General features: G+C 69.3%; 14 protein-coding genes and 3 pseudogenes. 5 read left to right on the top strand and 12 right to left on the bottom strand.

The genetic code is table 11. The annotated features are described in order from the left end of the window. Positions 1-127: 127 nt before the first annotated feature. From OG357_RS05575 to OG357_RS05585, 3 genes are all read right to left on the bottom strand, one after another. Positions 128-337 carry a hypothetical protein gene (locus OG357_RS05575; protein ID WP_329620071.1) on the bottom strand — a complete coding sequence of 70 codons (210 nt, stop codon included), beginning with the start codon at positions 335-337 and terminating at the stop codon, positions 128-130. Positions 338-740: 403 nt separating this feature from the next. After that, positions 741-1,724: an NADPH:quinone reductase gene (locus tag OG357_RS05580; RefSeq protein ID WP_329620072.1), complete on the bottom strand. Its 984-nt coding sequence runs from the start codon at positions 1,722-1,724 to the stop codon at positions 741-743. A gap of 20 nt (positions 1,725-1,744) precedes the next feature. Next, the gene (locus OG357_RS05585) at positions 1,745-2,323 is read right to left on the bottom strand and encodes a PadR family transcriptional regulator (RefSeq protein WP_329620073.1); all 579 of its coding nucleotides are present in this window, start codon (positions 2,321-2,323) and stop codon (positions 1,745-1,747) included. Positions 2,324-2,447: 124 nt separating this feature from the next. Between OG357_RS05585 and OG357_RS05590 the strand changes: the two genes are divergently transcribed. Next, the gene (locus OG357_RS05590) at positions 2,448-2,840 is read left to right on the top strand and encodes an ester cyclase (protein ID WP_329620074.1); all 393 of its coding nucleotides are present in this window, start codon (positions 2,448-2,450) and stop codon (positions 2,838-2,840) included. Positions 2,841-2,956: 116 nt separating this feature from the next. On the opposite strand, the gene OG357_RS05595 is transcribed toward OG357_RS05590, so the two are convergent. Then, entirely contained in the window at positions 2,957-3,187 is a 231-nt protein-coding gene (locus tag OG357_RS05595) for an EamA family transporter (protein ID WP_443066633.1), read from the bottom strand. On the opposite strand from OG357_RS05595, the pseudogene OG357_RS05600 reads away from it, so the two are divergent. Further along, positions 3,180-3,347: pseudogene (locus OG357_RS05600) on the top strand (LysR family transcriptional regulator); the annotation flags it as partial. The gene OG357_RS05595 and the pseudogene OG357_RS05600 sit on opposite strands and share 8 nt — an antisense overlap. Positions 3,348-4,035: 688 nt before the next feature. On the opposite strand, the gene OG357_RS05605 reads toward OG357_RS05600, so the two are convergent. From OG357_RS05605 to OG357_RS05630, 6 genes are all read right to left on the bottom strand, one after another. Continuing rightward, positions 4,036-5,433 carry an aminotransferase class III-fold pyridoxal phosphate-dependent enzyme gene (locus tag OG357_RS05605; RefSeq protein ID WP_329620075.1) on the bottom strand — a complete coding sequence of 466 codons (1,398 nt, stop codon included), beginning with the start codon at positions 5,431-5,433 and terminating at the stop codon, positions 4,036-4,038. A 234-nt stretch (positions 5,434-5,667) separates the two neighbouring features. Continuing rightward, positions 5,668-6,573: a carbon-nitrogen hydrolase family protein gene (locus tag OG357_RS05610; RefSeq protein ID WP_024758428.1), complete on the bottom strand. Its 906-nt coding sequence runs from the start codon at positions 6,571-6,573 to the stop codon at positions 5,668-5,670. After that, a complete protein-coding gene (locus OG357_RS05615; RefSeq protein ID WP_024758429.1) occupies positions 6,570-7,364 on the bottom strand; it encodes an ABC transporter ATP-binding protein in 795 nt (264 codons plus the stop codon). Before OG357_RS05615 ends, OG357_RS05610 begins: the two co-directional genes overlap by 4 nt. Further along, positions 7,361-9,337: a dipeptide/oligopeptide/nickel ABC transporter permease/ATP-binding protein gene (locus OG357_RS05620; protein ID WP_329620076.1), complete on the bottom strand. Its 1,977-nt coding sequence runs from the start codon at positions 9,335-9,337 to the stop codon at positions 7,361-7,363. Before OG357_RS05620 ends, OG357_RS05615 begins: the two co-directional genes overlap by 4 nt. After that, positions 9,334-10,350: an ABC transporter permease gene (locus OG357_RS05625; protein ID WP_024758431.1), complete on the bottom strand. Its 1,017-nt coding sequence runs from the start codon at positions 10,348-10,350 to the stop codon at positions 9,334-9,336. The genes OG357_RS05620 and OG357_RS05625 overlap by 4 nt, the downstream gene beginning before the upstream one ends. Beyond that, a complete protein-coding gene (locus OG357_RS05630) occupies positions 10,350-11,933 on the bottom strand; it encodes an ABC transporter substrate-binding protein (protein WP_329620077.1) in 1,584 nt (527 codons plus the stop codon). Before OG357_RS05630 ends, OG357_RS05625 begins: the two co-directional genes overlap by 1 nt. Positions 11,934-12,064: 131 nt before the next feature. Here OG357_RS05630 and OG357_RS05635 point away from each other — a divergent pair, with 131 nt between their 5' ends. Further along, on the top strand, positions 12,065-12,958 hold the full coding sequence (locus OG357_RS05635) for a LysR family transcriptional regulator (protein ID WP_329620078.1): 894 nt from the start codon (positions 12,065-12,067) through the stop codon (positions 12,956-12,958). Between the two features lie 800 nt (positions 12,959-13,758). Further along, entirely contained in the window at positions 13,759-15,603 is a 1,845-nt protein-coding gene (locus tag OG357_RS05640; protein WP_329620079.1) for a serine hydrolase domain-containing protein, read from the top strand. 71 nt (positions 15,604-15,674) lie between these two features. Here OG357_RS05640 and OG357_RS05645 read toward each other — a convergent pair. Together OG357_RS05645 and OG357_RS05650 are read right to left on the bottom strand one after the other, a co-directional pair. Further along, positions 15,675-16,049: pseudogene (locus OG357_RS05645) on the bottom strand (DNA-binding protein); the annotation flags it as partial. A gap of 23 nt (positions 16,050-16,072) precedes the next feature. After that, positions 16,073-16,300 (bottom strand): annotated as a pseudogene (locus OG357_RS05650) (hypothetical protein); the annotation flags it as partial. Positions 16,301-16,872: 572 nt separating this feature from the next. Here OG357_RS05650 and OG357_RS05655 point away from each other — a divergent pair. Continuing rightward, the gene (locus tag OG357_RS05655; RefSeq protein ID WP_024757633.1) at positions 16,873-17,250 is read left to right on the top strand and encodes a nuclear transport factor 2 family protein; all 378 of its coding nucleotides are present in this window, start codon (positions 16,873-16,875) and stop codon (positions 17,248-17,250) included. The last annotated feature ends 25 nt before the right edge of the window (positions 17,251-17,275 follow it).

The following is a 17,275-nucleotide window of genomic DNA, read 5'->3' on the forward strand; positions in this document are numbered from 1 at the left end:
GTGTTTCTGGCGGCAGGGGGCAACGGCGGGGGTGTGCGGCTGTTCTCGAGTCAGGGCCTGCCGCTGCGGAAAGGGGGTGCACGCCATGTAGGGATCCTCGTCCGATTCCCCGCAGCAGCAGTTCGTCCTAGTAGGCGGTCCAGGCATCTGCGCACTGCCGGCTGGACGGGGACGGCCTCTTGGCGCGGGCGCAGAACTCGGCGAAGATCGTATCCGGTTCGGCCAAGCGTCGGCGCTGTTCCGCCCGCGGATCGTTGCGGGCACGTACCCGCTCGAAGTCTTCGATGCTGCGAGCGCGGGCGAGTTCACTGATGTCGTAGGCGATGTGACGCAGCATGGCCGCCACCCGCGCAGACCAACCACCACTGGGCGCCGAGCACTCTGAGGGAGTGCCACCTTCGTGAGATTGAACCGGGTGCCATCGCTGTGAGACAGCTTGAAGGCAGCTGGTCAGAAGCCTGGCCTGTGCCACGAAGCACGAGACCCTACACATCCAATCGAGTCGTTTGACATCGAACCCAGCCGTTTCGACTTCTCTGACAGTGAATCTAGTCGTGAGGGCTGAGCAGGCTGGGGGTGCCGTATGTCGGTATCGGCTGAGGCCATCCTGTGACTGCGGATAGCGCCGACGGGCAGCCACGATCCGCGGGCGCTTCCGGAAGGTCGCGTAAGCCCGCGATCTGCCGACTCTGGTGTGGCCGGCGGGATTGCTGATGAGGGAGCAGCGTTCCGAGTCTGCGCTATCGGGGGATGGTGACCAGGATGCGGCCGTGGCCACCGCCGGCGTCGACGTGGTCGTGGGCCTTGGCGATGTCGTCCAGCGCGTAGCGCTCGCGGACGTCGACGGTGAGTGCGCCGACGGCGGCTGCGGAGGTGAGGTCGCGGGCGGCCTGGCGCTTGGCCTCGGCAGGGAAGTCGTCGCTGCCGAGCAGCCGCAGGGTGACGTTGTTGAACAGCAGGGGCCAGAAACGGATCTCGGTGCGGTCCGCGCGGGTGGCGTAGGCGGCGATGACGGCCTCGTTGGCGGCGACGGCGTTGTCGAGGTCGGCGTTGTCGGACAGCGCGACCTCGATGATCCGGTCGACGCCGCGCGACGCGTACGAGCGGATGGCAGCGGCGGGGTCGCCGGTGTCCAGGGCGACGGCGTGGGAGACGACGGCCGGGTCGACGCGCTCGAGGTCCGCGGTTCGGCGGACGGTGGCGATCACGGTGGCGCCGGCCCAGTGGGCGAGTTGGGCGGCCAGGGAGCCGACGCCGCCGAGAACTCCGTGGACCAGGACCAGTTGGCCGTCGACCGGGCCGTCGGCGAAGACGGTGCGGTGGGCGGTGATACCGGGGATGCCGAGGCTCGCGCCCAGATCGTCGCCGAGGTGGTCGGGTAGCGGGACGGCCAGATCCGCAGGGACGACGGTGTACTGGGCGGCGGTGCCGAAGGGGCGGTAGGACTGGGCCCCGTACACCCAGACCCGTTGCCCGACGCGGCGGGCGTCGACTCCGGTGCCCACGGCGTCGATGACTCCGGCGGCGTCGCTGTGCGGGATCACCCGCGGGTAGGGCATGGACGAGCCGAGCCAGCCGCGCCGCTTTTTGGTGTCGCCGGGGTTGACGCCCGAGACGGTGACACGGACGCGGACCTCGCCAGGACCGGGGATGGGATCAGGAAGTTCGCCGACGTGCAGGACATCGGCGGCGGGCCCCTGGTCGTCGTACCAGGAAGCAAGCATGGAGATACCTCCGTGTGCGGTCAGCCCGCGGGAGCGGCGGGCGCATGCGGATCGCTGTCGTTGCATCCGGTGTCGAATGCGGGCGGTGTCTCGCCGAGGGTCTCGCGCAGCCAGGTCCGTTCGGCGCGGCTGGTGGCGCGGGCGGTGAGCAGCATGCCGCGCCGGTAGGGGTCGGCGATCTCTTCGGCACGCAGGGGCCGGTCGTCGTCGTAGAAGAAGCTCGCCGGTTCTTCCAGGAACTCCAGCCGTCTGCGCAGCACCGCGTGCTGTTCGGCCACGTCGGGCAGGTGGGAGAGGAATGCCAGGACGATGTAGAACCGGGTGAAGTCGGTGATCTCGTGGTCGGCGGGCTTGCGCAGGCGCTGAAGCATGTCGGCCCGCCCGGCCGGGGTCAGGCTGAGCACGTACCGGGCCGCCCCCGCGGCCGGGTCGGCGCGCCGCTCGATCAAGCCCGCCTTGGTCAGACGGTTGATCGCCGGATACAGGCTGCCGTCGCTGACCGGCCGAGTGTAGCCGGTCAGCTGTGAGACGCGGCGGCGCAGCTCGTGTCCGGGCATGGGTCCCTCGGCCAGGAAACCGAGTATCGCGAGTTCGAGCATGAGTCCATCTTCGCATGACTGCATCGAATCGATGTAAACATCGATTCGATGTTACGCTCCTGGACATCACCCATCGTCTTTGGAGAGGCACAGCACGATGCCGGCGCAGTCCAGCGAGTCAGTGATGAACCGCTTCGTCGAGTTCATCAACACGGGCGACGAGGGTCTCGCTCGCGAGGTCATTTCTCCGGACGCGGTGTTCCACGCACCCAGTCACCCGGAACCGCTGCGGGGGCCCGAGGGGTACATGGAAGTCCTCGGGATGATGCGCAGCGGCTTCCCGGACGTCCAGTGGACGCTGGAGGAGACGGTCACCGAAGGCGACACGGTCGCCGCGCGGTTCACCATGCGGGGAACCCACGACGGTGAATTCTTCGGGGTCCCCGCGAGCGGCAACAAGATCTCGGTGCAGGCCATGAACTTCTACTATCTGGCCGACGGCCGGATCGTCGGCGAACGCGGTCAGCCCGACCTCCTCGGCGTGATGCTGCAGATCGGTGCCGTACCGGCGCCATGAACCCAGGCGGGCTGCGTACCTTCTTTCGCGCGGAAATACCGCCGTCGGGAAGGGCCCGTACGTCGCCATGGCGGAGGGCGAAGGCACACACGGGGATGCGGGCGCCCGGCGCGGGTTCACCGCAAGAGGTCGGTCTTCTTCGAGTAGCCGGCGGCGGCGCCCACAGAGACAGCGTTGGCGGTGACAATCACGGCGATGGCCAGCCACGATGCCGCACCAAGGCGCTGGTCCAGGACGAGTACGCCGATCAGAGCGGCGAACACCGGGTTGACGCTCATGAAGATCCCGAAGAAGCGGGCGGGGACCCGGCGCAGCGCGAGCAGGTCGGCGAGAAACGGCCATCTCATCCGCCACAACACCCCCACCGGCGGCCTCGCCGAGGGCCTGTGCGACCTGGCCGTCCTCCGAACCCCCTGCGACACCCGCCGCTACGCCCACGCCCTCGTCGGCCACGAACGCCGCTACGTCGCCCTCGCCTCCGACGACCCATGGGCCAAGCGACGGTCAGGGCACCCCGCTCGCCGTGTCCCTGACCGGCGCAAACCGCAACGACGTCACTCGACTGTTGCCCTTGCTCGCGAAGGTTCCGGCTGTTGCCAGCCTGGTCGGCCGCGCTGCCGCCCCGACATGCTGCTGGCCGACCACGGCTACGACCACGGCAACTTCCGCCACCTCGTCTGGGCCCAGGGTGTAAACCGGTGATCGCCCGCCGCAGTGTCCCCCCATGGCTCCGGCCTCAGAGTGTTCCGATGGGTCGTTGAGCGGACCATCGCCTGGCTCTGCACGGATTCCGACGCCTACGCGTTCGATGGGAACGACGAGACGACATCCACGAAGCCTTCCTTGGCCTCGCCACCTGCCTCATCACCCACCGACACGTCCAACGCCCTTGTTAGACCTCTAAAGGTTGGCGCATGTAGTGCCCGGCGAATTACAGGTGAGGTTGCAGGTCGTCGCTGTGTTGCCTTTCGACGAGCCGTAAGGAAGTGGCAGCTGAGCTGCAGGTACTCGGCGGGTCCCCGGTTTCGGTAACCGCGGCCCCGTCCCTAAACTGCCGCCGCCTTACACGCCTTCTTCACGGCTTCGTGCCCCTGAGGAAACAGATCTGCACCGCCCGACGATGCCGATCCTCTAGACGAAGAGGGGAGGCGTCTGGCTTGAAGCTGTTCCACACGAGCGGCGTGAGTGCTGATGGTCAGCGGGCGTTGAGGAAATAGCGGTCCGCATCAGTAAGGGCCTGTCCCAACAGATCGACGATGTGGTCGAGTTCGTCACGGGTGGAGATCAGGGGTGGTGCGATCTGCACGACCGGGTCGCCGCGGTCGTCCGCGCGGGCCAGGAGTCCGAGGCCGCGCATGCGTGCGGGAAGGAACTGCTTGACGAGTTCGTCCTGGCGCTCAGGGGTGAAGCGTCGGCCGTCCGCTCCGGCGACGAGTTCGAGGGCCCAGAAGAAGCCGTCACCGCGTACGTCGCCCACGATGCTCAGATCGGTCAGTTCGGCGAGCCGCTTGTGGAGGTGGCCGGTCAGGCCACGGACGTTGTCCAGGACACCGTCTCGTTCGAAGATGTCGAGATTGGTCAGGGCCGTGGCGGCGGCGACCGGATGCCCGGCGAAGGTCAGCCCGTGCAGAAGGGTCACGCCGTCGTTGAAGAATGGCGCGGAGACCTTGTCGGACACCAGGACGGCGCCGAGCGCGGCGTAGGACGAGGCGAGGCCCTTGGCTGTGGTGATCATGTCGGGGATCGCGCCGTACTTGCTCACGGCGAAGTATTCGCCGATGCGGCCGAAACCGGTGATGACCTCGTCGGCGACCAGGAGGAAACCGTGTCGGTCTGCCATCGCCCGGAGTCCGGCCCAGTAGCCTGCCGGAGGCGTGAAGCAGCCTCCGGAGTTCTGCACGGGCTCGGCGATGAGCATGGCCACGTTCTCCGGGCCGGCCTCCAGTACCGCCGCTTCGGTTTCGGCCAGCAGCCGCCGGGTGAAGGCGTCCTCGTCGGTGTCGGTGGTGCGGTAGCGGTTGGTGTTGGGTGCGTGGATGACTTCGAAGGCCGGCGCGCCGAACGGCTCCTTGAGTGCCGGGATCCCCGTGAGCGCGAGGGCGCCCATGGTCACGCCGTGGTAGGCGGTGCGGCGGGCGATGGCTTTGGTGCGCTGAGGCTGGCCTTGGGCGACGTGGTACATGCGGGCGAGCTTCCACGCGGACTCCACGGACTCCGAGCCGCCGGAGGTGAAGAACACGCGATTGATTCCGTCGGGTGCCAGAGCGGCGAGCCGCTCGGCCAGCTCGATGGCGGCGGGGTGCGCGGTGTTCCACAGAGTGCTGAACGGCAGGCGGTTGAGCTGCTGTTCGGCCGTCTTGGCGAACTCGGGGCCGTAGGAGTAGCCGAGCTGTGCGCAGAACAGGGCGGACAGGCCGTCGATATAGCGGGTTCCGGTCGCGTCGTAGACGTAGACGCCGTCGGCCCGGTCGGGCAGGAACATTCCCTGACCGCCGCGCAGGCTCGCGTGTTGGCCGAAGTGCAGGAGCAGGTGCTTGCCGGCTGCTTCGCGCAGCCGGTCGGCCTGGTGTGTAGTGGCGAGGTGGTCGGGCATGGTGTTCTCCGGGGAGGTCAGCGGGCACATGAGGGGCAGACGGCAGGCCCGGCGGAGCGACTGGGCGGACCCGGGCGCAATGGGCGGCCACATCTCGTGAAGCAGCTGCCGACCGCTGGAGCGGTATCTGAACGGCGGCTCGGGGAGGGCTCGGCAACGGAGACTCGGCGCCCGCTGCCGAGCCGGTCGTCAGGCGCCGGGCTGTCGGTCGCGACCGCGGGACCTCTGGGTGTCTCAGGCTCCTGTCGATCCGGCCCGGGCGGGATGCAGCGGGCCGAGACCGGTCATGATCTGACCCTTGTCGTAGCCCTCGGTGGCGGGCGGGAAGGGGGGCGGGGCGTCGCGCAGTTGCTTCCACAGCGGGTTCAGGCCGAGGGTGCCGCGTTCACGGGTGGTGGCCACGAGGTCGAGGTCGAGGTGGAAGGTGAGGAACTCCTCGCCTGCTCCGCCCTGGGCCAGTACGCGGCCTTCGGGGTCGGTGGCGATGCTGCGGCCGGTGCCGAAGAGGCCGCCGATGTTCGGGTTGAGGACGTACACCTGGTTGGTGATGGCGTTGGCGCGGGCGAGGACCAGTTCCTGTTCGCGGTCGGAGGTGCGTGTGTAGGTGGGCTGGATGATGACCTCGGCGCCCATCCAGGCGAGGGTGCGGGAGATCTCCGGTACCCAGCCGTCGTAGCAGATCGCCAGGCCGAAGCGGCCTACCTGGGGAATGTCGAAGGTGACGTAGGTGTCGCCGGGCACGGAGGTCTCGTACGGCATCCAGGGGAAGATCTTGCGGTACGAGGCCACCACTTCGCCCTGCGGGGAGATGGCGACGGCCGTGTTGTGGACGCCCTTGGCCGATCGCTCCGGGATGCTGCCGGGGACGATCCACAGCCCGGTGTCGGCCGCGAGCCGGCACACCGCGTCGGTGGTGGGGCCCGGGATCGGTTCGGCGAGGCGGTCGAGGTAGCCGGCCGGGTGGCGGGCGTCGAAGCTGCCGAAGGCACTCAGGTACAGCTCGGGGAAGACCACCAGGTCGATGGACGGGGAGAGGGCTTTGAGGGAGCGCACCTCGCGGCTGAACTTCGCGAATGTGGCCTGGGGGTCGCCGGTCACGGGTGCGACCTGGGCGAGGGCGACGCCGAGGATTCGGCTCACTGGAGAGCTCCTTGTGCGGTGGCGGCTGCGGGTGTGCTCGGCGGGGTGTCGTCCGGTGGGCGGAGCCCGGGGACGGCGTCGAGCAGCCTGCGGGTGTAGGGGTGCTGGGGGGAGTCCAGGACCTGGGCGGTGGGCCCGGTCTCGACGAGTTCGCCGTGCAGCATGACGCTGACCCGGTCCGCGATGTGCCGGACCACGCCCAGGTCGTGGGTGATGAGGAGGAAGGCGAGGTCGCTGTGCTCGCGCAGGTCGAGCAGCAGGTTGAGGATCTGGGCCTGGACGGAGACGTCGAGGGCGGAGGTGGGTTCGTCCAGCACCAGCAGCGAGGGCCCGACGGCGAGGGCGCGGGCGATGGCGACGCGCTGGCACTGGCCGCCGGAGAGCTGGTGGGGATAGCGGGTGAGGACAGTGGCGGGCAGGCCGACGCGCGCGAGTTCCGCAGTGACGTCGGTGACAGGCCGGCCGGCTTCGCGCAGTGGCTCGGCGATGAGTTGCCGGACGGTCATCCGGGGGTTGAGGGCGGCGTAGGGGTTCTGGAAGACGATCTGTACCTGGTGGCGCAGCCGCCGCAACTCCTTGCGGCGCAGCCCGGCGAGCGGGCGGCCCGCGATGTGCACGGTGCCGGAGGTGGGCGGGATCAGGCCCAGCACGCAGCGCGCGAGGGTGGTCTTGCCCGACCCCGACTCACCTACCAGCGCGTGTACTTCTCCTGCGGTGATGTTGAGGTCGACGCCGGCGACAGCGGTGTGCGAGCCGAAGGTCTTGACGAGCTGCTGTACGTCGAGGATCACGCGGGGACTCCCTTCGGCTGGGTGAGGTGGCAGGCGCTTGCCCGCGCTCCGGCGGCGTTGAGAGGCGGCGGGGTGGCGCATGCCTCGGTGGTGTGGGCACAGCGGTCGGCGAAGGGGCAGCCGGTGAGGAGGTCGGGGCGGTCAGGCACGCTGCCGGGGATGGAGGGCAGCGCTTTGCCGGGGGCGGCCCGGTCGGGGAGGGCGGCGAGCAGGGCGCGGGTGTAGGGGTGATCCGGGGTGTCCAGTACGTCAGCCACCGGGCCTGATTCGACGACCTGACCGGCGTAGAGCACGTACATCCGGCTGCACAGTTCGCGGACCTCGCCCAGGTTGTGGGTGATGTACAGGACTCCGAAGCCGTGCTCGGCCTGCAGGCGGCGCAGCAGGGAGCGGAACTCCTTGGCCACGGTGACGTCCAGGGCGGTGGTCGGTTCGTCGGCGATGAGCAGATCGGGCCGGCACAGCAGAGCGGCGGCGATCATGACGCGCTGCAGCATGCCGCCGGAGAGCTGGTGGGGGTAGGAGCGTGTGACGCGCTCGGCGTCCAGGCCCACTTCCGTCAGTGCGGTGCTCACCTGCTGGGCCGCTTCGGTCCGGGTGCCGCCCTGGTGGAGGCGTACCAGTCGGTCGAGTTGGCGGCCGAGCGGTGTGACGGGGTCGAAGGAGGCGGCGGGGTTCTGGAAGACCATGGCCACCTTCCGGCCGCGGATCGTGTGGAAGCCGGCGGCCCGCAGGTCCTGGCCCTGGAGCCGGATGGCGCCGGAGGTTTCGGCTCCGGCGGGGAGCATGCCGAGGACACTGAGGGCGGTCAGGGACTTGCCGCAGCCGCTCTCGCCGACCACCCCCACGACCTCGCCCGCGCGCACGCGGAGGGAGACGTCGCGTACGACGGCGGCGTCGCCGATGGTGACGCGCAGCCGGGAGATCTCCAGCAAGGGTGCCGCCTGACCGTCTGCGCGCTGCTTGCCCGGGCCGGGCGCGGTCTCGTCCTCAGTGGCGGGCAGGGGGCTCGCCGCGTCGGTGTCCTTCCCCTCCGGCTGGCGCCGCAACAGAGCGGCGGCCTGCCCGGCCAGTGTGCGCAGGCCACGGCGCGCGGCGGCGGAGCGGGCTTCCGTGCGTGGGTCGAACACGTCACGCAGAGCGTCGCCGAAGAGGTTGAAGGCCAGCACGGTGAGGAGGATCGCCAGGCCCGGGAAGAGCGCCGCCCACCAGTGGGTCTGGAGGTCGCCGCGGGCCTCGGCGACCATCAGGCCCCAGTCCGCCTGCGGCGGGCGGGTGCCCAGGCCGAGGAAGGCCAGTGATCCGGCGGCCAGGATCACGGTGCCGATGTCGACGGTGGCCTGCACCAGAATCGGTGAGACGGCGTTGCGCAGAATGTGCCGGACCATGACGACTCGGTCCTTGAGCCCCAGGGCGCGCGCTCCCTCGACGAAGGGCCGCTCACGCATGGATGCGGTGATGCCCTGGACCAGCCGGGTGTACCAGGGCCACCAGGCGATGGCCAGCGCGAGGGCGGCGTGCTCCAGGCCGGGGCCGAGGGTGGCCACGATGGCCATGGCGAGCAGCAGGGGCGGGAAGGCCAGGAACATGTCGCACAGCCGCATGATCGCCTCGCCCACGCGCCCGCCGCGGAAGCCTGCGATCAGCCCCAGCGGTACGCCCACCAGCACGGCGAGCCCGACCACGAGGAGCGGTACGGTCAGCGCCGGCCGGGCACCGTAGATGATGCGGCTGAGCACGTCGCGGCCGAGGTTGTCGGTGCCGAGCAGGTGGCCGGCGCCGGGTGGCAGGTGGCGGGCGGCGACCTCGGCGGCTCCGGCGCCCTGATCAGGGTGCGGGGCGAGCCAGGGGCTGAGCAGGGCGGCGGCGACCAGGGCCGCGAGCAGCACCAGGCCGAGGACGGCGAGCGGGTCGCGGAGCAGGGCGGTGAAGCGGGCGCTGCGCGGCGGGATGGTCTGCGGGCTGTGGCTCATGCCGGCCTCACTCGCGGGTCGAGGCGCGCGTGGACGAGGTCCACCGCGAGGTTGACGAGGACGTAGGCGACGGCGCCGATGAGGGTGACGCCCATGACCGCCGGGTAGTCCAGGCTCAGCAGGCCGGAGGAGGCGTACTGGCCGAGGCCCGGCCAGTCGAAGACCACTTCGACGAAGAAGGCGCCGGTCAGGGCGTAGGCGGCGGTCAGGCCGAGCACCGTGACGGTGGGTGGGAGGGCGTTGCGCAGGGCGACGCGCCAGACGAGGGTGCGTTCGGGGACGCCGTAGGCGCGGCCGACGCGGATGTGGTCTTGCTGGAGCGCCTCCAGCATGCTGGTGCGGGTCATGCGGGCCACGACGCCGAGCGGGTAGGCGGCCAGTGTGAGGGCCGGCAGGATCAGGTGCGCCGAGGCGCTGGCCAGCGCCGCCCCGTTGCCGGTGAGCAGCGCGTCCACCGTGTTCAGTCCGGTGATCGAGTGGATCGGCGCGGTGAACTCCAGATCGCTGTCGATGCGTCCGGTGGGCGGCAGCAGTCCCAGGCGGCCGAAGACCAGCAGCTGGAGCAGCAGCCCGAGCCAGAAGGCGGGCACCGATACGCCCGCGATGGACAGCAGCCGCACCGCCTGGTCGATCAGCCTGCCGGGCCGCACCGCGGCTATGCAGCCGAGCGTGACGCCCAGCACCAGCGCGACCGCCATGGCGGCGCCGACTAGTTCGAGGGTGGCGGGCAGCCGGTCGCCGAGCTCGCCGAGGACCGGCTGCTTGGTGGCGATGGAGGTGCCCCAGTCCCCTGTCAGCACATTGCGCAGATACGACAGGTACTGCACCGGCAGAGGCTGGTCGAGGCCGAGGGCGTGTGTCACCCGTTCTACTTCCTCGGGCGTCGCCTTGGCGCCGACGTAGGTGAGGGCGGGGTTGGAGGGGATCACCCGGGCTATGACGAAGGTGATCGCGCTGACCCCGAGCAGGACGAGCAGGGAGCCTCGCAGTCGGCGCAGTAGGAAGCGCGGCATCAGCTGGCTCCGCGGTGCAGCTGGTGGAAGGGGATGGAGAAGGAGTAGTTCGGGTTGCAGGCGAAGCCCTTGACCTCGCTGTTCATCACGACGGGGGTGCGCATGTCGTAGAGGAACGCGCCGGGGGCCTGCTCCAGCAGCCGCCGCTGCGCCTGGCCGTACAGAGCGGCGGCCTTGTCCTGGTCGGTGGCGGTGTGGGCGCCGGCCTCGTCGACGAGCTTGTCGTACGTGGCGTCCTTCCAGTAGCTGAGGTTGAAGAAGGGCTTGTCGCTGCTGCGGAAGAGCGAGACCAGGTTGTCCGAGCCGGCGTCGGAATAGGTCGGCCAGTACATCAGCAGGAAGATGTCCTGCGCCTTGGCCGGGTCCGCCTTGGCCTTCTCCCACTGCTGGTTGAACAGGATCGGCTGCAGCTCGACCGACACGCCCACCTTGGCGAAGGAGTCCTTGATCAGCGGGGCGTACTTGGCCTGCTGTGCGTTCTCCGCCGCGTAGCTGAGGGTCAGCTTCAGGCCCTTGCCGCCCTCGTATCCGGCCTCTGTGAGCAGCCGACGGGCGGCCTCCAGGTCGTACGGCGTCTGCGGCAGCTGCTCGTCGTAGGGGAAGGCGCCGGCCGGTACGGCACCGCGAGCCCGGGCGCCGAAGCCTTCGGCGCCCACCTTGACGATGTCGTCGTACGGGATCGCCTGCGCCAGCGCCTGGCGTACCTTCACGTTCTTCAGCGGGCCCTTGGTGGTGTTGAAGAAGGCCGTGTGGCTCTGGAAGGTGGGACACTCGGTGACGGTGTAGCGCTTGTCCTTCTTCAACCGGGCGACGTTCTCCAGTGGCAGCGCGGCGGCGTAGTCGACCTGGCCGGACTGGAGCATCTGCTCCTGCGCGGTCGGCTCGGCGGTGATCCTGGCGACGACCGTGCGGTAGCGCTCGCCCTTCCAGCCGCCCCAGTACTTGTCGTACGCCTTCAGTACGACCCTCTTCTTGGCCTGGTACTCCGAGACCCGGTACGGGCCGGTGCCTGCGTCAACGCCCTTGGCGAAGTAGTCCTCGCCCCTGGCCAGGGCCTTGGGGCTGACGATCCATGCCCCGTACATGGACGAGGCGATCATGTCGACCGGGGCGGCGCTCTTCAGCTTGAGCACGACCGTGTGCTCGTCCGGTGTCTCGATGGTGTCCAGTGTCGACCAGATGAAGGCTGCGCCGCCGTCCTTGGCGGAGGCTTCCAGGGACGCCTTGACCGCCGCGGCGTTCATCGGCTCGCCGTCGTGGAAGGTGACCCCCTTGCGCAGATGGAAGGTCCACGTCCTGGCGTCGGCGGAGGACGCCCAGCGCTCGGCGAGGGCGGGGCGGAAGCGCTCCTTCGAGCCGGGCGGGTTCATCCACAGCAGCGGCTCGTAGACGTTGCTGAGGTAGTAGACCTCGGTGGAGAAGGACTTCACCGGATTCCAGGTCGTCACCTCGGCGGTGGTCGCCACATTGAGGATCTGCCCGGTGCCGCTGTCGGTGCCGCTGCCGCTACCGCTGCATGCGGACGCGAGCAGACCGCAGGCCACCAGAGCGGCGGCGGCGGGTGTTCTTCGGGACGTGGCCATGAGTTCGCTCCTCGGGAAGGCGCATTCGCCGGCTGTTCACAGTGAGGCAACAATGGGCCGGGTGAGCTATAACCTCAAATACTTGATGGGATTGACTTTCATGCCTGTGAGGCATGGGTTGGAGGTTCGCTGTGGAGCTGAGGGTGCTGCGCTACTTCCTGGCGGTCGTCGAGAGCGGCTCGGTGACCAGGGCGGCAGCCGAAGTCCATATCGCCCAGCCCTCGCTCTCCCGCCAACTGCGTGGACTTGAGGCGTCCCTGGGAGTGACACTGTTCGACCGCACGGGCAATCGGATGGAACTCACGGCGGCCGGCCGCCGATTCCTGCCCCTCGCCCGGGACCTGGTGACCCGCGCCGACACCGCCCTCGCCGCGGCCAGCTCGCTGGCGTCCGGGCGGGCGATGCGGCTCACCGTGGCGGCCCCCGCCACCACCATCACCGATGTGATCGCCCCGTTCCTGGCCACCTGGGGTCCAGAGGATCCCCTGGTCACGGTGCAGGCGGAGAACCCGGTACGCGCCTACCAGGCCCTCACCCGGGGCGCCGACGTGGCGATCTCCTCAGCCCCGCCGCGCCACCGCTACGCCGGGCTGCCCGTAGCCCGTCTGCCGCTGTGGGCCTACGTGCCGCCCACACACCCCTGGGCAGGCCGGGACCGGATCACCATCCAGGAGCTGACCGGTGAGCCGCTGATCGTCCTCACCCTCGCGCACGGCACCCGCCGCATCCTGGACCAGGCGGTACAGGACGCGGGCAGCTCCCTCGACATCGTCCTGGAGTGCGACACCCCGCAGGTCGCCCAGGCGATGACCGCCTCCGGTCACGGCATCGCCGTCGTCTCCGACGACCCCCGCTTCGGCCTGCACCCCCTGCTGATCCTCGACCGGCACGGGGAGCCCCTGCAGATCCGGCTGCACGCGGCCTGGGACGCCGGCCACTACGCGCTCCGCACCATCGAGTCCTTCGCCACCGGCCTGGCACGCTTCTGCGTCGAGCAGTACGGGCCGCAGGCAGCGGGGAGCTGAACCTGCCGGCATTGGGCCGTTCTGGTGCGAAAGCCGTTCAGGAGTCGTGGCCGGCTCGGGATGGTGTCTGGTCCAGCCGGCCCCGCGACAGAGGGAGACGGCCGGACCGGAACACAGCGCGCTGCTCGCAGACCCATCGCTCGACCTGATCCACGATTCCGGCACGCGCTGGTCCGTGGTGTCGAGCAGGTGGCTGCACCATCGCCGGTCGTCGGCGCTCCACCCCGTCCAGCGGTGCCGGGCACATACGGACCCGGCTGCCGTCGTCGATGACGGCGTCGGTTCGGGATCGGGAATCCTCCGCCTGCTTGCTGTGCCAGGCGGCCCAGCCGAGGCCGGCACCAACCACCGGAACATCCCCGCGACCCTCGCACGGTGAGCCTGCTCAGGAGGTCGACGTCCCGGTCCTGGTACTCCAGCGCACGACGCACCCGCCTCTCGGTCATGCGGTTGCGCCACCGGCGATCGGCGCCTTCCGGTACACCGAGCTCGTCGAAGACATGCACAGCGAGCCGCCCAGCCGCTTGCCGACCCCGCAGGCCGGCGTGGTCTCGCCCGGACAGCTGGACCCGGCGATTCGAGCAGCATCCGATCTGGGTGGCAGGTCAGCTGTGGCGTTCTCGGCGAGTTCACGCGGACCTGGCTTCTCGTCCACCGACCCGCGATGCGGCGTACTCCGCCAAAGAACCTGGCCCGATGCTTTTAAGACACCATGGCCAGTCCTGACAGGCATTGGACAGCTCTCGCTGCGCGCACCCACCATGCCGCAACAACAGACCCCGCCCGGAAGAGGGACATCCATGACCTCCAGTCCGCCCACCCGCCGCCCACGCGGTATGCGATGTCTTGCAACAGCCACGGCACTGCTCACCGTGCTGCTCGCCGGCGTGTTCACCATTCCATCCCCCGCGCTCGCCGAAAGCGCGGCCCCCGTGCCGGGCGACCCCCTCACCGGCAATGGCGCCGTGCCCCGCGCGGTCCTCACCGCGGCTCAGCTCTCCAGCGCCACCCCCACCGACACCGTCGTAGACAGCGCCTTCGCTCTGCCCGCCGAGGCGGCCCCGCCCGCACACACCTTCGAGGGCACTCTGACCCTCAACGGCACCGCCACGGCCGGCGGCTACCGCAAGCTGAAGGACCCCAACGGCTACTCCCGCACCGAGGCCACCAAGCACCTCCCCCCGTTCAGCGCCACCCTCGTGCAGAACGGCAGCCACCTCATCCCCACCGTGCGCGGGCTGCGCTACACCGGGAACGCCTCCTGGAACCTCGCCGTGGGGGCCGGCCGGGCCTGGCAGGAAGACGGCGACGGCGGCCGCACGCGCGCCGCGCTGCCCTTCGCACTGGTCGAACGGAACGCCAACTGCGTGCACAACGGGGTGCTCTCCTTCCTCTTCGACGCATCCTCCATCTCCCAGGTCCGCTACCAGATCACCGCGGAAACCTGCGCCTACCACCAGTTCGACATGTGGGGCCAGGTGGCCGCCACCTACCAGCCGGGCACCGTTCCCGACGGCGAAGCCGCACGCGCCGCCTACGCGGCCGAGGTCGCAGGCCGGCTGCCCACCAAACCCATCGCGCAGCTCGCCACCGACCACCCCGGCGCCGGCGTGGACACCTCGAAGTTCGGCGCGGGTATCACCCCCACCGCGCTCAGCACCTACGGCTTCTACTACGACGGCGTGAACTACGTCGGCGGCTGCCAGACCAGGCGGGGCCAGTACCCGTTCTGCGGGCAGATGCTGCTGCCCTCCTACTCCACCGCCAAGTCCGCCTTCGCCGGCACCGCCCTGCTCCGGCTCGCCCAGCGCTACGGCACCGGTGTCGCGGACCAGCGCCTGACCGACCTGATACCGGAAACCGCCGGGAAGAGCGCCTGGTCGAATGTCACCGTCGACCACGCCCTGGACATGACCACCGGCAACTACACCTCGGCGCGCTACGAGACCGACGAGGCGGGCAGCACCATGACCGCCTTCTTCCTCGCCGAGCCCTACGCCACCAAGATGGACAAGGCGCTGTCCTTCTCACGCAAGGCCACCCCGGGCAGCAAGTGGGTCTACCACTCCTCCGACACCTTCCTGGCGGCCCGCGCCATGAACAACTACCTCCAGAACAAGGCAGGTTCCGGCGCGGACCTGTTCCACATGCTCCGCGACGAGGTCCTCACCCCGATCGGCATCAGCCCGGACGCCCGCGTCTCCTCCCGTACGGACAACAGCGCGGTCGGCGTCCCCTTCGGCGGGTACGGGATGTTCTGGACCAAGGATGATGTCGCCAAGTTCGCCAAGTTCCTGAACAACGATGCCGGCGCGGTGGCCGGCACCCAGGTGCTGCACCCGGGCCTGCTGGCCGACTCCATGCAGCAGAACCCGTCAGAACGCGGCGCCACCACGACCGGCAGCACACCGATGCGCTACCAGAACGGTTTCTGGGGCCGGGAGTTCACGGCCGCAGACAACCCCGCCTACACCCAGCCGTTCCACGTACCGTTCATGTCCGGATACGGAGGCATCACCATCGCGATGATGCCCAACGGCTCCACGTACTACTACTTCAGCGACAACAACGAATTCTCCTGGATCGCGGCAGTATCCGAGTCCAACAAGCTCGCCCCCATGGCCTCACTGCAGAGTCCTTCCTGATCGACGAAGCCACCTTCCGCGTGAACTGACTGAACACCTCCGGTCAAGGGGCGGACGCCGAGCTCAGACAGCTTGATCGATTCTCGGTCGCCGCACAGTTTCGACCAGTCGTCGCGGCCGAAGGCCGCGTTCCAGTGGAGCTGCGGAGCGGAGCGCCATCGCGGCCACGAGAGCGCCAATGGCGTACTTGTGGCCGTGCAGGCCGCCGGCATCACTCATCAGCTGCACCGCAGTAAAGCTGTCCACTTGGGTGACGTCGTGGACCTGAACCGGAATAGCACCCAGCGCAGCCGGGCGGTACCTGTCTTCCCGAAGACGGCTCCACCACCGTCAGGGCCGACACGAGGACGGGCACGCCTACGCGCCGGGCGGCCTCGATCCGGATGACCATCTGTCGGTCGTTGCGCAGGAGCAGCGACCGACAGCGCCTGGGAGTCCAAAACCAGGGACCTGGCCGCGGCTCCCTTCCTGCGGCGCTGTCGCCGGATGCGTACGGCGCCGGTGCGTCACCGAACAGGTCGCGTTGCCCGGCCTGAACTTCGGTCTCGCTCAGCGGTTCGTGCTCGGCTTCGCAGGAAGCCACAATCTCGGCGAGGCCGTCCATCGCCGGCTGGGGCCGGACTGCTGCGGTCACGTAGGCGGACACGCCGCGCTTGCCGGTGCGCGTGCGCAGAGCACCGAGGAGTTCCGAGGGCATCGAGACGGAGATGCTCGGCAACACCTTCTCGTCAGACCAGCCTTCGTGGTGCCTGGCCGGGAAGACCCGCATACGGTCCGCGAGCCGGGCGGACTGCGACTCACGCCCGCCGAGGCCGGAGTCCTCGTCATCTTCCGGGCGCCGTACCCATGGCAGGTTCCCGCTCCAGCCAGTCTCAGCAGTCCGGTGATGTTGTCGCCTGGCCGTCGTCGTGTACGTCCTGGGCGTACTCCACGGCATGGACCAGGAACGGCGGGTCCAGGACTACCTCATCGCCCTGTACCACTACGACGACCTGTCGACCGAGGAACTCTGGCTCGGCGAGCACGACCTAGCAGTCTGAGCAGCGCCCCCAGTCTCTCCCGAGGCTGGGGCGCCTCTTCGTGCCCGCCGGCATCACTGGTCGGTGCAGGACGCGCATATGGTCATGATCAGAAGCTACTTCGAGGGGAAATCCGGACTGTTCGCTGCGCTGGTGGCAGTGCTAGTGCTGTGACCGGGATGGTTCACCGTGGTCGGAGGACGGCTCACGGGACGAGCGCGTTCCGCGAGACGACTGGTATTACTGGTGCATGCAGGAAGAGACCGCGCGGTCCGCGATCGACACGTTCATCTCCGCGTTCAACGCCTCGGACGACAGCTATGTGACTGCGTTGCTCTCCCAGGCCCTCACCTCGGACGTGGTCTTCTGGGGACCGTTGGGCCGCAGTGAGGGGATCGAGGCGGTCGAGCGGTTCGTGCTGGACATCCGGCGCCACCCCGCGGGGACCGGCACGATGGTGCGCTGTTCGGCGGTGGACATGCCGGACGAGTGGGCCCGGTACCAGTGGGTCTTCACGACGCCGGATGGAGGCCCCCGCCTGGCGGGAACGGACGTCGTCCATCTGCGGCGGAGCCTCATCGACCAGGTCATCGTCTTCGCGGGGGAGATCGAGCCGTCCGCCTCCTGAGCCATTCTCCTCTGGCGCCGTCCTT

Source organism: Streptomyces sp. NBC_01255 (genome assembly GCF_036226445.1).
In the GTDB taxonomy this organism is placed as follows: Bacteria; Actinomycetota; Actinomycetes; order Streptomycetales; family Streptomycetaceae; genus Streptomyces.

Bases quoted from the DNA above. Each gene is read 5' to 3' on its own strand.
- OG357_RS05575 (WP_329620071.1), bottom strand. From the start codon at position 337: ATGCTGCGTCACATCGCCTACGACATCAGTGAACTCGCCCGCGCTCGC.
- OG357_RS05580 (WP_329620072.1), bottom strand. From the start codon at position 1,724: ATGCTTGCTTCCTGGTACGACGACCAGGGGCCCGCCGCCGATGTCCTG.
- OG357_RS05585 (WP_329620073.1), bottom strand. From the start codon at position 2,323: ATGCTCGAACTCGCGATACTCGGTTTCCTGGCCGAGGGACCCATGCCC.
- OG357_RS05590 (WP_329620074.1), top strand. From the start codon at position 2,448: ATGAACCGCTTCGTCGAGTTCATCAACACGGGCGACGAGGGTCTCGCT.
- OG357_RS05595 (WP_443066633.1), bottom strand. From the start codon at position 3,187: ATGAGATGGCCGTTTCTCGCCGACCTGCTCGCGCTGCGCCGGGTCCCC.
- OG357_RS05605 (WP_329620075.1), bottom strand. From the start codon at position 5,433: ATGCCCGACCACCTCGCCACTACACACCAGGCCGACCGGCTGCGCGAA.
- OG357_RS05620 (WP_329620076.1), bottom strand. From the start codon at position 9,337: ATGAGCCACAGCCCGCAGACCATCCCGCCGCGCAGCGCCCGCTTCACC.
- OG357_RS05625 (WP_024758431.1), bottom strand. From the start codon at position 10,350: ATGCCGCGCTTCCTACTGCGCCGACTGCGAGGCTCCCTGCTCGTCCTG.
- OG357_RS05630 (WP_329620077.1), bottom strand. From the start codon at position 11,933: ATGGCCACGTCCCGAAGAACACCCGCCGCCGCCGCTCTGGTGGCCTGC.
- OG357_RS05640 (WP_329620079.1), top strand. From the start codon at position 13,759: ATGACCTCCAGTCCGCCCACCCGCCGCCCACGCGGTATGCGATGTCTT.
- OG357_RS05655 (WP_024757633.1), top strand. From the start codon at position 16,873: ATGCAGGAAGAGACCGCGCGGTCCGCGATCGACACGTTCATCTCCGCG.